16 protein-coding genes and 1 pseudogene are annotated in these 13,699 nt (G+C 70.3%); 8 read left to right on the top strand and 9 right to left on the bottom strand.

Going from position 1 to position 13,699, the window contains the following annotated elements; translation table 11 throughout:
- Window positions 1–296: 296 nt before the first annotated feature.
- The gene (locus QSK45_RS12755; protein WP_285556216.1) at window positions 297–1,067 is read right to left on the bottom strand and encodes an SDR family NAD(P)-dependent oxidoreductase; all 771 of its coding nucleotides are present in this window, start codon (window positions 1,065–1,067) and stop codon (window positions 297–299) included.
- 203 nt (window positions 1,068–1,270) lie between these two features.
- Between QSK45_RS12755 and QSK45_RS12760 the strand changes: the two genes are divergently transcribed.
- Window positions 1,271–1,459, top strand: a complete 189-nt coding sequence (locus QSK45_RS12760; RefSeq protein ID WP_285556217.1) for a hypothetical protein — start codon at window positions 1,271–1,273, stop codon at window positions 1,457–1,459.
- A 45-nt stretch (window positions 1,460–1,504) separates the two neighbouring features.
- On the opposite strand, the gene QSK45_RS12765 is transcribed toward QSK45_RS12760, so the two are convergent.
- From QSK45_RS12765 to QSK45_RS12775, 3 genes are read right to left on the bottom strand one after another with little or no spacing between them, the layout of a single operon-like run.
- Window positions 1,505–2,173 (bottom strand): class I SAM-dependent methyltransferase, encoded by a 669-nt coding sequence (locus QSK45_RS12765; protein WP_285556219.1) that lies wholly within the window; start codon window positions 2,171–2,173, stop codon window positions 1,505–1,507.
- Window positions 2,174–2,191: 18 nt separating this feature from the next.
- Window positions 2,192–2,506 (bottom strand): hypothetical protein, encoded by a 315-nt coding sequence (locus tag QSK45_RS12770; protein ID WP_285556220.1) that lies wholly within the window; start codon window positions 2,504–2,506, stop codon window positions 2,192–2,194.
- On the bottom strand, window positions 2,503–2,838 hold the full coding sequence (locus tag QSK45_RS12775) for an ArsR/SmtB family transcription factor (protein WP_285556221.1): 336 nt from the start codon (window positions 2,836–2,838) through the stop codon (window positions 2,503–2,505). Before QSK45_RS12775 ends, QSK45_RS12770 begins: the two co-directional genes overlap by 4 nt.
- 268 nt (window positions 2,839–3,106) lie before the next feature.
- Between QSK45_RS12775 and QSK45_RS12780 the strand changes: the two genes are divergently transcribed.
- Window positions 3,107–4,159, top strand: coding sequence for a protein kinase family protein (locus QSK45_RS12780; RefSeq protein WP_285556222.1), 1,053 nt, complete (start codon window positions 3,107–3,109; stop codon window positions 4,157–4,159).
- A gap of 199 nt (window positions 4,160–4,358) precedes the next feature.
- Here QSK45_RS12780 and QSK45_RS12785 read toward each other — a convergent pair whose 3' ends face one another.
- Complete coding sequence (locus QSK45_RS12785) at window positions 4,359–4,916, bottom strand: SMI1/KNR4 family protein (protein ID WP_285556223.1); 558 nt, start codon at window positions 4,914–4,916, stop codon at window positions 4,359–4,361.
- 658 nt (window positions 4,917–5,574) lie between these two features.
- Between QSK45_RS12785 and QSK45_RS12790 the strand changes: the two genes are divergently transcribed.
- From QSK45_RS12790 to QSK45_RS12800, 3 genes are all read left to right on the top strand, one after another.
- Window positions 5,575–5,898 (top strand): putative quinol monooxygenase, encoded by a 324-nt coding sequence (locus QSK45_RS12790; protein WP_285556224.1) that lies wholly within the window; start codon window positions 5,575–5,577, stop codon window positions 5,896–5,898.
- 412 nt (window positions 5,899–6,310) lie between these two features.
- Window positions 6,311–6,442, top strand: coding sequence for a hypothetical protein (locus QSK45_RS12795; protein ID WP_285556228.1), 132 nt, complete (start codon window positions 6,311–6,313; stop codon window positions 6,440–6,442).
- A gap of 771 nt (window positions 6,443–7,213) precedes the next feature.
- Window positions 7,214–7,666 (top strand): DUF1330 domain-containing protein, encoded by a 453-nt coding sequence (locus QSK45_RS12800; protein WP_285556230.1) that lies wholly within the window; start codon window positions 7,214–7,216, stop codon window positions 7,664–7,666.
- 42 nt (window positions 7,667–7,708) lie between these two features.
- Here the strand turns inward: QSK45_RS12800 and QSK45_RS12805 are convergent.
- The 4 genes and pseudogenes from QSK45_RS12805 to QSK45_RS12820 form a co-directional block, all read right to left on the bottom strand.
- A pseudogene (locus tag QSK45_RS12805) lies at window positions 7,709–7,984 on the bottom strand (hypothetical protein); the annotation flags it as partial.
- Window positions 7,985–8,296: 312 nt separating this feature from the next.
- Window positions 8,297–9,157 (bottom strand): alpha/beta fold hydrolase, encoded by an 861-nt coding sequence (locus QSK45_RS12810; protein ID WP_285556232.1) that lies wholly within the window; start codon window positions 9,155–9,157, stop codon window positions 8,297–8,299.
- Between the two features lie 111 nt (window positions 9,158–9,268).
- The gene (locus QSK45_RS12815) at window positions 9,269–9,949 is read right to left on the bottom strand and encodes an IclR family transcriptional regulator (RefSeq protein ID WP_285556233.1); all 681 of its coding nucleotides are present in this window, start codon (window positions 9,947–9,949) and stop codon (window positions 9,269–9,271) included.
- 127 nt (window positions 9,950–10,076) lie between these two features.
- Window positions 10,077–10,826 carry an IclR family transcriptional regulator gene (locus QSK45_RS12820; protein WP_285556234.1) on the bottom strand — a complete coding sequence of 250 codons (750 nt, stop codon included), beginning with the start codon at window positions 10,824–10,826 and terminating at the stop codon, window positions 10,077–10,079.
- A gap of 71 nt (window positions 10,827–10,897) precedes the next feature.
- Here QSK45_RS12820 and QSK45_RS12825 point away from each other — a divergent pair, with 71 nt between their 5' ends.
- Genes QSK45_RS12825 through dmpG form a run of 3 tightly spaced genes read left to right on the top strand, consistent with a single transcriptional unit; the run spans window position 10,898 to window position 13,691 of the window.
- Window positions 10,898–11,722: a 2-keto-4-pentenoate hydratase gene (locus QSK45_RS12825; protein WP_285556236.1), complete on the top strand. Its 825-nt coding sequence runs from the start codon at window positions 10,898–10,900 to the stop codon at window positions 11,720–11,722.
- Window positions 11,719–12,681, top strand: a complete 963-nt coding sequence (locus QSK45_RS12830; protein ID WP_285556238.1) for an acetaldehyde dehydrogenase (acetylating) — start codon at window positions 11,719–11,721, stop codon at window positions 12,679–12,681. The genes QSK45_RS12825 and QSK45_RS12830 overlap by 4 nt, the downstream gene beginning before the upstream one ends.
- Entirely contained in the window at window positions 12,678–13,691 is a 1,014-nt protein-coding gene (gene dmpG, locus QSK45_RS12835) for a 4-hydroxy-2-oxovalerate aldolase (protein ID WP_285556239.1), read from the top strand. Before QSK45_RS12830 ends, dmpG begins: the two co-directional genes overlap by 4 nt.
- Window positions 13,692–13,699 lie beyond the last annotated feature (8 nt).

The following is a 13,699-nucleotide window of genomic DNA, read 5'->3' on the forward strand; positions in this document are numbered from 1 at the left end:
CGGGGTGGACGGCGGCCTCGGCGGTACCCCTGGCGGTGAGGGTGGTGCCGCGGTGGGCGTAGGCGTCGATCCCGGCCAGGGGGCCGCGCTCGCCCGGGGATCAGGAACCGCCATCGGACGCACCGTCGCTCGTGGCACCGCCCTCGGGTGCGGAGGCAGTGCCCTCCGGGCGCCGTCCTCGACGACGGACGCGGGTCGGCCATGCTCGACGACCAACCGCGCGACGGGCCGTCTTCTCGGGCGATGCGACGTCTCCGGCGGTCTTCACCGGGCGTCTCGGGCCCCGAGCCCGCCTCTCAGGCCCGGGGCCAGGTCTCCGGGAGATTGTGGCCGCCGTCAGCCACGAGGACCGATCCGGTGACGAACGAAGCGGATTCGTGTGCCAGGAACGACACGCAGGCGGCGATCTCCTCCGGCGTCCCGCTGCGCCCGATGGGGCCTGCTGCGGCGGCCTCCCCTTCGAACGGCAACTGGGAGCCGGTCGCCACATAGCCGGGCGCCACGACGTTCACGGTGATGCCGTCCCCGATCACCTCCAGAGCGAGCGCCTGGGACAGTCCCACCAGCCCCGCCTTCGCCGCGGTGTAAGTGGCCTGTCCCGGCATGGCATTGACCGTGCCGGTGGTGGAGCCGACGGAGACGATCCGGCCGTAACCGGCCGTCCGCATCGCCGGAACGACCGCTCGGGACATCAGGAAGGCGGTAGTGAGGTTACGGGCCAGCGCCGCGTTCCATTCGGCCAGCGACAGAGCGGCCACATCCTCCTCGGCGTCCCACCCCGAGCTCACCGATGTCATGCCGGCATTGTTCACCAGAACGTCCAGCCGGCCCCATCGTCGCAGCGCGGCCTGGACCAGGGCGTCCGCACCCTCCTCGACGGTCAGGTCGGCCACCACACCGACGGCGGCCTCGCCGATCTCCGCCGCACGCCGGTGTACGCGTTCGGACGTCGCGCCCAGCACCACCCGGCAGCCCTCTGCCACCAGCGCACGGGCGACAGCCATGCCGATGCCGTCCGGGGCGCCGGCGCCCGTGACGATCGCCACTCGATCGTAAAAGCGCGTCATGGCCGCAACCTCTCTGTGCCGTCCCTGTTCACCGCTGCCTTCCCGAGCGCATGCTTCTTCTCCGCGGCCGGATCGGGCCTGAACGCGCCGATCACCGGGCCCAACTGTGCACTGCACACCACTGCTTGGACAAGACCAGATTGGTGATATCGGTGTTACGACGGCCAGATCGCCACTGATTTCGTACCTCATACGACGCAGTGATGCCGAAATCGTCATTCCGGGGCCGAGGGGCCGATGGCAAGGTGTACTTCGAGTACGACCCCGGCTCGCTGGGCGAGGACCCGGTGGACCGCTCCCCGTACGAGGCATCGGATGGGCACCTGCCGCTGCACCCGGCGGCCGTCACCAGGGCACCAGTCGGCTGGTTGCCTGGCGGCGACCGCCGGTAGGTCCGCGGATGGCGACATGCGCAGGAACAGCCCGCGTCAGGCGGCTTACTCCGTTTCGTCGCGGCGCAGCGTGATGCGCCACAGGCGCCGAGGCAGGCCGCCTTCTTCGAAGGTGGCCTGGTCGAGCGCGGTGAAACCAGTCGCCAGACGGTCGACGAGTGCCTGGTCGACGAAGTGGACGATGAACCCGCCGTTTTCGAACATGTCGTCGCCATGGCTGACGCCTGCGCCGTAGTGGGCGTCGCCGGTGTGCCGCACGGTGTAGACGTGCAGTCCGCCGGGGCGCAGGACGCGGTGAACCTCGGCGGTGAGGGCTTCGAGTTCCAAGGTCGTCAGCGCCATGTTGAACAGCATGTGGCTGTAGACGGCGTCGACGCTGGCGTCGGGCAGCGGAATCGGCTCGCGCACGTCGTGGGCCAGTGTGGTCAGCCGCGAGGCGGTCCCGGCCACCTCGGCTTCCTTCTCCAGGTCGGCGAGCGCGTTCGACGAGTAGTCCAGGGCGGTCACGGCCATCCCGGCGCGCAGGAACGCGTGGGTGTCGCGGCCCTGTCCGGCGCCGAGTTCGAGCACGTCGCGGACGTGGGCGTGGCCGAACAGGTCTGCGGCGTAAGCGCCAGGCTCGCTCGGCTCGGTGCCGTACATCTCGGGGTTTGCCTGAAAAGCAGCCTGCCAGTGGGCGCGCTGCGCGTCGCGCAGGTCATCTCCGGTCGTCATGGGGGCCTCCGGTATGGGCTATGGGGGAGGGGGCGGGGGTGGGCCGGGGTGGTGCGCGGCGGCGAGCACCACTGGCGGGAAGATCGGCACCGGTGCCGGTAACGCGGCTCCGTCACCGGGATCCCTCCCCTCGGCTCGGCGGGCGACATGGGCGGCGGTGGGCACGACGGGCAGGGTGGCGACGCCGAGGCCGGCCGGGCGCTGCGCGGCCACCGGATCGTCGACCACCTCGTGGACGACGAAGGGCAGACGGAGGCCGGCCGGCCAGCACCGCACCCCGGCGCACCGGCCCCATCCCGTCCGGCGGAACACCTCGACCGCTGCGCAGGTCATCGCGCGTCGTCCGAGGGCCATGCCAGCGGCCGCAGTCCGTCCAGCGCCGCCCGCAGCCCGTCCCTGGCCAGGCAGTAGAACACATAGCCGCCGCGCCGCTCGCCGCGCACCAGGCCGCGATCCCGCAGGATCCGCAGGTGGTGGGAGACGGTGGGCTGGCGCACGCCGGTCGCCTCGACGATCGCGCTCACCGGCACGCACGCCATGTCCAGCGCGGTCAGGATGCGCAGCCGCGTCGGGTCGCCCAGCGTCTGCAGCAGCGTGGCGAGCACCTGTGCCTCTCCGGTCGGCATCGGTTCACCAGTGCTGGTCGTGGTCCCTGCCGTCGTCATGTTCTGCGCCTCCTCCCGCACCGGATCAATATATCTAGCTGTCTAGATATTCCCTGCTGGGGGGCTCGGCGGCGACTGGAGCACCCCACGCCCCCGCGCATGCGCGGGGGCGTGGGGCAGCGGCCCGGGAAGTCGATGTGCCGGTCCTTGACGCGTTGTCGCGCCGGGCGGCTTCGGGCACCTGCTCCTTTTGCGGCCCTGGCGGATAGGGTCGATCACGTCCCGCGAGATCACCGAGGCCCTGGTTCGGGGCGCCGAGGAGTCGTTGATGCACCATCCGGACCCGCGATATGCCGCGCGGCTCGCCACGTATGGGACCGTCGGCACGCGCCTGTCCCTTCTGAGCGACCGTCGGCTCAGCGAGGTCGTGGCCGCCGCGGCCCCGTTCGGTTCCGGCATCGGCGGCAGGTCGGCGGAGCTGGACATCGATGGCACGCGGGTGTTCGTCAAGAGGGTTCCCCTGACGGAGACCGAGTTGCGACCGGAGAACGTGCGGTCGACCGCGAACCTCTTCGGACTTCCGATGTTCTATCACTACGGGGTGGGCTCAGCGGGGTTCGGGGCCTGGCGGGAGCTGGCGGTGCACGTCATGACCACCAACTGGGTCCTCGGGAACGAGTACGACGGCTTTCCGCTGATGTACCACTGGCGCGTCCTGCCCGACTCCCCGCCCGAAGGGTTCGCCGATGACTTCGGGGGCGTCGACGGGGCGGTCGCGCACTGGGAGGGCTCATCAGCCGTGCGTGAACGTCTGGAGGCCATCGGCCGGTCTTCGGCCAGCCTGGTTCTCTTCCTGGAGCACGTCCCGCAGACACTCGCCGACTGGCTGCACGACTACCGGTCCGCCGCGCCGGAGAGCGGGGAGGGGTCGCCGTACCCGTGGGTGGAGGAGGCCCTTTCGCGGGGGACCGCCTTCATGAGCTCGCACGGACTCGTCCACTTCGACGCCCACTTCGCCAATGTCCTGACCGACGGTCGGCTGCTGTACTTCGCGGACTTTGGACTTGCCTTGAGCTCCGGCTTCGAACTGTCAGCGACGGAGGCCGAGTTCCTCTCCGATCACCTCTCGTACGACCTCTGCCATGCCACAAGTCATCTGCTCCGCCACCATCTGCCCGATGGGCTGCGCGGTGGTATGGAACACGAGACGTTCCTGCGCGAGTGGATCGCCGGCCACCTGCCCGACGGCGTCCCACGCGAGATCGCCGCGATCATGGACCGGCATTCCCGAACTGCCGTGATCTTCGGCGAGTTCGCCCGCCGTCTGCTCACCGAGAGCAAGCGGACGCCATTTCCGACCGCCGAGATCACGCGGGCCTGATGCCCCACTACAGTCGTGGCGCCCCCCTGAGGCCGGACTACGGTGGACGCCGTCGTCAGGATGCCTCGGGATGGGTGGCGTGGCAGGGACCGAGGAGGCGCCGCAGTCAGGCAGGTGGACTTCAACGAGACGAAGCGGTCACGGACGAGAAGAAGCGGTCACGGGCGTCGCCGCGCCCCGCCTCGGCGTCGGTGTTCCGCTATCCTCCGGAGGACAGTCGGATTGCGGCCTGGTCCCATGGCTGAGGCTCGGCCAGGTCGCCCCCGTCGACGGCGTCCTCCTCGAACCAGCCGGTCCCCGAGAGCCATGTCTCCAGCCACGTTGCGAGGCCGGCGGAGTCGAGGAACCAGCACTGATCCCACGATCCGCCGCTGTACGGGTTCGGCTCGAAGAGCAGGACCTGACCGTCCTCGCTGAGACAATCGACGCCTGCGTACATACCACAGCCCCATGTCAGGATGGGTACGACGCCTTCGGGCCACTCCGGGTGCTCCACTCCAACGGACGCCTCACGTCGCGTCAGGTACTCGCCGGCGACGCTGGAGCCTGGACCAAGCAGCGGCAGCAGTCGGTAGTCAGGGCCGAAGCCGCCGTCGGCGACCTCGCGATACAGGCGCGCGAGCAGGGGATGCAGGGCGAAGCCCAGTTGCTCCTCGGCCTCCGCGATCTGGGCATCGCCGACAGGCGCGGGAAGGTCCTCACCGTCCGATGCGGCCCGGAGGGCAACGCGTTGTACGAGGTCATCGATGTCGGTCATGAGCGTGATGCTGTCAGAGCCCACCGACATGCCGACGGCCAGGGCCGCCGGGCGGACTGTCGGGCTACAGAAGTCCAGAGAAGCAGGCGTGTTCGTGCTGCCTGATCCGTAGGGACAGGCGCGCTTTGCCGACGGCCGGGAGTGGGTGGAGGGACGCGGCAGCCCCGCCCACGAGTTCCACGCCGCCTGACGTCCGAGAGAGGCTGCGGGGTCGGGAGCAGCGGGTGTACCCGGCGCGGCGCCGGTCAGCCGATCAGCTCGTGCGGCACGGGAACGCCGCCTCCAGCGGTCACCAGGCCCGTCGCGACGGCCGCGGGCACGGCCTTGCCGTGGAGGAACATGAGCCGGCGATCTGCTCGACGGCCCGCCGACGCACAACACGTCCACGACGGCCGGGCGAGCACGGGCCGCAGGCGTTCGGCGTCGTCCAGGGTGCGTACGGATCGGCCTGGAACCGGTTCGACGCCTGGTGCGACCGTCCTGCGACACGGCGACGTTTGTGCGGCTGGCCTGGCCTTCACCGCGGCCGCGCTGGTCAACGCCTCCCTGGCCGGGGTCGACCTCACCGGCGAGATAGGCGGCCGCGATCGCTGTCAGCCGTCGCTCAGGCAATGCCCTGCCTCACAGCGAATCGGGCGGGATGACCTATCATCGACGGATGATCTTCATCGTCGTCAAGTTCCCCGTAAAGCCCGAGCACGCCGACGAGTGGCCGAAGCACGTCGAAGCCTTCACCCAGGCCACCCGCGCCGAAGCCGGCAACCTGTGGTTCGAGTGGTCCCGCAGCCTGGAGGACCCCAACACCTACGTTCTCGTCGAGGCCTTCCAAGACGGCACCGGCGAGGCGCACGTCAATTCCGATCACTTCCGCGCCGGCCTCGAAGCGATGCGCCCCCTGCTGCGCCGCACCCCCGACATCGTGAGCACCACCATCGCGGGAGCGGACGGCTGGGGCGCGATGGGCGAACTGACCATCGACTGACGTACGAGCCGACTGAGCCGTCCGACACGGACGGCCTGCTGTGCGGCCTCGTTCTCGCGTGTCATGTGAACCGCGTATGCCGGGGCCGTGTACGGGGTCCCTGGAGGGGCTTCTACAGCGGTGGCGATGGCGTTGTGGTCGTCGACGACGAACTTGCGGACATGCGCCTCCGCGGTGTCGGCCAAGGCGATGCTCCCCGGCGCCACGCGCCCGGCGCCGGTGCTGCGGCAAGCTCGGAGACGTCTCCGCCGTCGAGCCCTGTGCGATCTACGCGCCGGGCGGCAAGGGGCTGGTTGAGTGGGGTTCCACCGAACGGGCCGATGAGTACTTCTGGCTGATCGATGCCGACCGGCCGAGCGATTACCCCCTCCCTCCTCGGTCCAATGACGTCGGCGGATGGCATCGGTACGACATGTCCACCTCAGAGTTCCTCTGCCGGGTCCTTGCCGATGCCGATGTTCAACCTTTCGGGATCGCGCAGTACGACCTCGGCGCGACGTTCAAGCCCGGCTCCGGTGACCCCCTCGACGGCCGGCCGCTCTGACGAGCGGCCGGCCGTCCTGCGCTCGTGGACACGTCAGTGCCGTCGTTTCTCATCGAGATCGGTGACCCAGGTGATCACCGGCTGCCTCCGGAACCCAGGACGACGTCAGTGACTGGTCAGCGGCGTGTCACGGCAGATTTGTACGGTCGGCTGCCCCAGGACCGGTTACGTAATCCAAGGACGTGCGATGTTGGCGAATCATGCCTGGCTTATGGCCTGCCAGTGCCTGATAGCCGAGCCCGGCGAGTGTGCCGAGCTGCGGGAGAAGCCATGGTCAGGGTGGACCTGCCCGACGGGTGCGTCATCTCCATGGTCGCCGGTGACGACGAGTCCGTACCGGCATGAACGACCCGCGGGTCGGCTCCGACGACGACAAGACGGGGCGCACCGGCACCCGGTTGCCCGCCGACCGAGGCCTGACCCGTGGGGAACGGGCGAGCCGGAGCACGGCAGACACCGCCATCTGGTGCCGAGGGGAATGCACCGCGCGCCGCATCAAGGGCCGTGTCCGCGCGTCCAGGTGGACATTCCCTCCCAACCGCGACGAGTGAGCCTTCCTCAGCCCTGGGCAGTTCGACGTGGGCCGTGGCGAGAACCGGCGAGGTCGCCGCACTGGCCCGCTGGGAGGTAGAGACAGACGAAGAACGGGGGGCACTCACGCCGGCCGAACCCGACCCCTTTACCGACCGACTTGGACCCCACCGCACCCGCACCCTGCCGCAGCGTGAGCGGCACTGGCACTGATACAAGAGATGGGCGGAAAGTGACGTCATGACGACCCAGGACAACACATCAGGTACCCCGTCGGGCGTACGGCCGCGCGAGGCCTCACCAGGCGCGGTGGGAGGCGATCTGAACGCCTACGTCATCGCCCGGCTGACGTATCCCGCACAGCCCCAAGAGGACTTGGCCCAATACATGGAACGGCTGTTGTCGACGATGACGCCCTTCGGAGGCCACATCCTCTCCCACGGCAAGGAGGTCCAGACCCTCGAAGGAGTGTGGCACGGCTACGCCGTCCTCCTGGGCTTCCCGGACGTGACCAGTGCCCACGGCTGGTACAACTCGGCGGAGTACCAGGAGATCATTCAGATGCGACGCCGCCATGTCGACGGCGAACTGATCGTGGTCGAGGGCAACCCTCCGGGCTACGACGCCACAGGTGCGGCGGCCGCGATGCGCCGGGGAGTACTGGCAGGCGCCCCTGGAACCGCCAAGAGCTGACCGGGCACGAGCGGCGTGTGCCGTAGCTGGTGTGCTCCCTCAAGAGACGCCGAACAGCGGGGGGCTGCCGCAGGAGGAGGTTCTCCGCAAGTACGCGACTACCAGCAGGACCCGGTCCTCCAACGACAGGCTCCACGGCCGGTCCTTGCGGACCGGGTCCGCGCCCTCCCGTCGCAACGTGGTGGGCGGCCGGGCGAATTGGCGTGGGCTCAGTCCCGGGCACGCCAGGCTGAGTAGCCGCGCCGGGTGGGAACAAGTCCTCTCCAGGAGGAGGGACTTCGGGATGGACGCCAATACAGTCACCGCTGTCTGCGCCATGGCCGTCGCTTCCGCTTCGTTCGTCGTCTCGGTCCAGCAGGACAGGACAAGACGAGACAGGACAGGACAGGGTCGGCCGGGGTGCTGCGGGACATCCCGCCGATCACCTTTGTCGCCTCGGCCTGGGCCACGCAATGCCCCGGGCGGGGCGCGACACCCGGGCCCCCGACACCGCCAGGGCGCCGGACGGGACTTTCACGGTCGCTGTGCTGTGATCGTCTCTCCGACCCGACCGTTCGGGCCGTTCGGCAGCGGCCGCGACGACAACGACGTCGGTGTCGTAGGTGGTCATGGAAGTACGGTCCGATCGGTTCAGTTGTGCGACAGGAAGCCGGTGACGAGGCGGTTGAACTCGGCGGCGTGCTCGATCATCGCCCAGTGGCCGCAGCGGTTGAGCAGCACCAGCCGCGAGTCCGGGATGTTCGCCAGCAGCCACAGGCTGATCTCGTAGGGCAGGACCCGGTCGTCCTTGCCGTGGATCAGCAGGGTCGGAACCCGGATGCCGGGGATCTTGTCGCGGTCGACCCGGACCGGGATCGGCGCGCCGTCGGCGAGGCCCTCGACGTAGTTCCTCAGGTGGTCGGGGTGGGCGAGCGCGGCCTGCGAACGGGCCCGGACCAGCTCCGGCGTCGCGAAGCGCTCCTTGTCGTACGTCATGATCTCGACGAGCGCCTTCATGTTCTCGACACTCGGGTCCCGGTAGGCACGCACGAGCACCTTCAGCCCCTCGCTCGGGCCGTCGCCCGCCCCGAAGAGGGTGGCCGGGCCGCGGCCGAGCGAGGCGCCCATGGTCACCAGGTGGGTGAGGCGCCCGGGGTGCAGCGTCGCGAAGCGGATCGCGGTGTGCGCGCCCATCGAGTTGCCGACGAGGGCGGCTTGCGCGAGACCGAGCGCGTCGAGGAACTCCACGAGCGCCGCGTCGTGGTCCATGTCCCGCACCGCCTGCGCGTCCGAGTCGCCCCAGCCCGGCATGTCGGGGGCGAGGACGTGGAATCCGGCGGCCGCGAGCTCGGCGATGTTGCCGGAGAAGTTCGACCAGCCGGTCGCGCCGGGGCCCGAGCCGTGCAGCAGGACGATGGGCGGTGCACCGGCCGCTCCGGCCTCGTAGTACCGCATGCGCAGGCCCGAGGGGAGGGTGAGGTCGCGCGCCGCGGACTCCTGGGTGAGGGACATGGCCTACCTTCCGTGCGTTATATGCACACTGCAGATCGCTATGTGCACGAGCGCGCTCATGGAACGCCCCCGACGGAACAAAAGTCAAGAGCCGCCCGCCCCGCGCCCGCCTCAGGCCAGTCCCGCGCGCAGCCGCTCGGCCGCCGCCACCAGCGCCGGCGCCGCATGCCCGGCGATCTCGGCACGCGAGGTGATCAGGTTGAGACAGGCGACCGGCAGCCCCTCCACCACCAGCGGCACCGCCACCCCGTACGCCCCCGGCTCCACCTCGCCGAACGTCGCCGCGAAGCCGCGCTCCCGCGCCTCCGTGACGCTCGCGGCCTCACCGGGGGAGGGCGCCTGCGCCGCGAGCAGCGCCACCCCCGCCGACCCCCGCCCCAGCGGATGCCGGCTGCCCGTACGGAAACTCAGCCGGTACACCCCGCCCGGCGGCTCCACCACCGACAGGGCCACCGCCTGGCCGCCCTCGACCACCAGCAGCGACACCGTCGCACCCAGCTCGGCGGCCAGCTCGTGCAGCACCGGATCCGCGGCCGCCCGCAGCGTCGCGTGGATACCCGCGGCGAGCGCGGCCAGCCCGGTGCCCGTGCGGTAGCGGCCGTCACCGCCGCGCGTGACGAGGTGGAAGTCCGCGAGCGTCGACAGCAGCCGCGAGGCGATCGACCGGTGGACGTCCAGCGCGCCGGCGACCTCCTGGACGCTGAGACCGTCAGCCGCCGTACTGACCAGTTGCAGGGCGCGCAGACCACGGGCCAGCGTCTGGGTGCCGGGAGCGCGAGAGGGATCCACCATGACAGGAAGCCTAGATCGGTCGCGGGACTTGTCCTGGCCCGGTACGGGGATCGGTGTGCGGTCTCAGTGGTGGCGGTGTGTCAGTACGGGACTTGTCCTGGCCGGGTGCGGGGGTCGGTGTGTGGGTTCAGTGGTGGCGGTGTGTCAGTGTGGAGGTCAGTGCTGCTGCGGTGGCGCGTACTGTGTTCGCGTGTGTTTCGGGTTTGAATCGTCCTGTGGGGCCGGTCACGCTGAGTGCGGCCGTGGCGGTCTGTCCGTTGTTTCCCAGGATGGGTGCTGCTATGCAGAGCAGGCCGGGTGTGGATTCTTCCCGTTCGTACGCTATTCCCGTTTCCAGTGCGCGTGACAGTTGCCGGCGTAGCATGCCCGGGGCGATGACTGTGTGGGGGGTGCGCCGTTCCAGGGGGCCGGCCAGGACCGCGGTCCGTTCTTCCCGGGTGGCGTGGGCGAGGAGGACTTTGCCGATCGCGGTGCAGTGGACCGGCATCCGTCCGCCGGTGCGGGAGGGGGTTCTGGCCTGCCGGTGTCCGCCGATCTTGGCGAGGTAGACGACTTCGTGGCCCTCGCGTATGCCCAGGTGCACCGTTTCGTGGGTGCGTTCGTAGAGGTCCTGCAGGAACGGTGTGGCCAGTTCCACCAGTGTCCGCTCGGCGGAGGCCCGCAGACCCAGCTCGAACAGGCCGCCGGAAAGCCGGTAGCCGTGTTCGCCTTTGTCGAGCAGCCGGTGGCGTGCCAGGTCCGCGGCGACGCGGTGGACGCTGCCCTTGGCCAGACCGGTTCGCCGTACCAGTTCTGCCAGCGGCAGCACCGAGTCGGCCGGACCGAACGCCCGCAGGATCATCAGTGCCTTGCCCAGGACGGTGTCGCGGTCTTCCATGAGGAAAGAGCGTACCGCTGAGTGGAACGCCGCCGTGGAGTGCGCCGTGGATCGGGGCCAGATTGGAGTCCATGCCCCCCAACCAGCCCACCTCCGGCGCCGGCGCCGGTCTTGTCCTTGCCGCGGCGGCCCGCCTGCGTGAAGCCGCCGCCACCGGTACCCCTGCCGCGCCTGTGCGCGATCTGATCGGCCGGGACGACGTCGGCATGGCTTATGCCGTGCAGCGGTGTCTGACGGCCGAGCGGATCGCTGCCGGTGCCCGGGTCGTCGGCCGCAAGATCGGCCTGACTTCCACCGCTGTGCAGCGGCAGCTCGGCGTGGACCGGCCCGACTTCGGTGTCCTCTTCGACGACATGGCCTACCCCGATGGTGCGTGCGTCCCGGCCGGCGCCGTGCTGCAGCCGCGGGTGGAGGCGGAGATCGCTTTCGTTCTCGGTGCCGATCTCGCCGAGGGTCCGCTCGACGACGCCCAGGTACGGGACGCCATCGGTCATGCCGTCGCCGCGATCGAGATCTGCGGCAGCCGTGTCGCCGGCTGGGACATCAGCTTCGCCGACACCGTCGCCGACAACGCCTCGGCCGGCGCCTACGTCCTGGGCGGCCGCCGTGTGCCGCTCGCCGGTTTCGACCCCGTGACCGCCGGGATGACCATGACCGTGGACGGCGAGACCGTTTCCACCGGTACCGGCGCCGCCTGTCTGGGCGATCCCGTCGCCGCTGTCGCCTGGCTCGCCCGCACGGCCCGTGATCTCGGCGATCCGCTGCGCGCCGGGCAGGTCGTCCTTTCCGGCGCTCTGGGCCCGATGCGTCCTGTGACGCCCGGCGCCGCCGTACACGCCACCGTCACCGGTCTCGGCACGGTGTCGGTCACCTTCTCCGCCAAGGGAGCACGATGAGCAGGACCAAGGTCGCCATCATCGGATCGGGCAATATCGGCACCGATCTGATGATCAAGATCATGAGGGGTGCGGAGCACCTCGAGATGGCGGTCATGGCCGGCATCGACCCCGCCTCGGACGGCCTCGCCCGTGCCCGGCGTCTCGGCTTCGAGACCACCGCCGAAGGCGTCGACGGACTGCTGAGGTCACCGCAGATCGACGAGATCGGCATCGTCTTCGACGCCACCTCGGCCGGCGCCCACCACCGCAACGACGCGGCGCTGCGCCCGCTCGGCATCCGTGTGATCGACCTGACGCCGGCCGCGATCGGCCCCTACGTCGTGCCGGCGGTCAACCTGGGGGAGCACCTCGACGCCCCCAACGTCAACATGGTCACCTGCGGCGGCCAGGCCACGATCCCCGTCGTCGCCGCGATCAGCCGTGTCGTTCCGGTCGCCTACGCCGAGATCGTCGCCTCGATCGCTTCCCGGTCGGCCGGCCCCGGCACCCGTGCCAACATCGACGAGTTCACCGAGACCACCTCCGCGGCGATCGTGCGGGTCGGCGGCGCCGAGCGGGGCAAGGCGATCATCATCCTGAATCCTGCCGAGCCGCCGCTGATGATGCGCGACACGGTCTTCGCGCTCGCGACCCTGCCCGGCGGCGAGGACGGCGAGCGTGCCAAGGCGCGGATCACCGAGTCCGTCCGCGCGATGGCCGCGGAGGTCGCCGCCTACGTGCCCGGCTACCAGCTGGTCCAGGACGTCCAGATCAGTGAGATCCCGGCCGGCCAGCCCGTCGCCACCCTGCTGGCCGACGGCTCCGCCGCCCGCCCCACCCACCAGGTGTCGGTGTTCCTCGAGGTCGAGGGCGCGGGCATGTACCTCCCGGCGTATGCGGGGAACCTCGACATCATGACCTCGGCCGCGGTGCGGATGGCCGAGGAGATCGCCGCTGCCAAGGAGGCCGCCAAGTGAGCACCCCGGTCTTCGTCCAGGACGTCACCCTGCGCGACGGTATGCACGCCGTCCGGCACCGCATCGCCCCCGACGACGTCATCCGTATCGTCGTCGCCCTCGAGGACGCCGGCGTCGATGCCATCGAGGTCGCCCACGGTGACGGACTCGCCGGCGGCTCCCTCAACTACGGCCCCGGCTCCCACACCGACTGGGAATGGATCGAGGCCGCCGCCTCCGCCTTGAACCGGGCCCGCCTGACCACCCTCCTGCTGCCCGGCGTCGGCACCCTCCACGAACTCCGGCACGCCTACGACCTCGGTGTCCGCTCGGTCCGCGTGGCCACCCACTGCACCGAGGCCGACATCTCCGCCCAGCACATCGCCGCGGCCCGCGACCTGGGCATGGACGTCTCCGGCTTCCTGATGCTCTCCCACATGGCCGACGCCGCGGAACTCGCCCGCCAGGCCAAGCTGATGGAGTCCTACGGCGCCCACTGCGTCTACGTCACCGACTCCGGCGGCCGGCTGACGATGAACGACGTCGCCGCCCGCGTACGCGCCTACCGCGACGTCCTGGACCCGGCCACCGAGATCGGCATCCACGCCCACGAGAACCTCTCGCTGTCCGTCGCCAACTCGCTGACCGCGGTCGAGCACGGCGCCTACCGCGTCGACGCCTCGCTCGCCGGACACGGCGCCGGCGCCGGCAACTGCCCCATCGAGGCGTTCATCGCCGTCGCCGACCTGTCCGGCCTCACCCACCACTGCGACCTGTTCAAACTCCAGGACGCCGCGGACGACCTCGTCCGCCCGCTGCAGGACCGGCCCGTGCGCGTCGACCGCGAGACCCTCACCCTGGGCTACGCCGGCGTCTACTCCAGCTTCCTGCGCCACGCGGAGATCGCCGCACGCCGCCACGACGTCGACGTCCGCGACATCCTGATGGAATGCGGCCGGCGGCGCCTGGTCGGCGGCCAGGAGGACATGATCATCGACATCGCCCTCGGCCTGGCCTCCGGCCCCCGCTGACCCGGGCG

Origin of the sequence: Streptomyces hygroscopicus subsp. hygroscopicus, from assembly GCF_030269125.1 — a bacterium.
GTDB classification, from domain to species: Bacteria; Actinomycetota; Actinomycetes; order Streptomycetales; family Streptomycetaceae; genus Streptomyces; species Streptomyces hygroscopicus_C.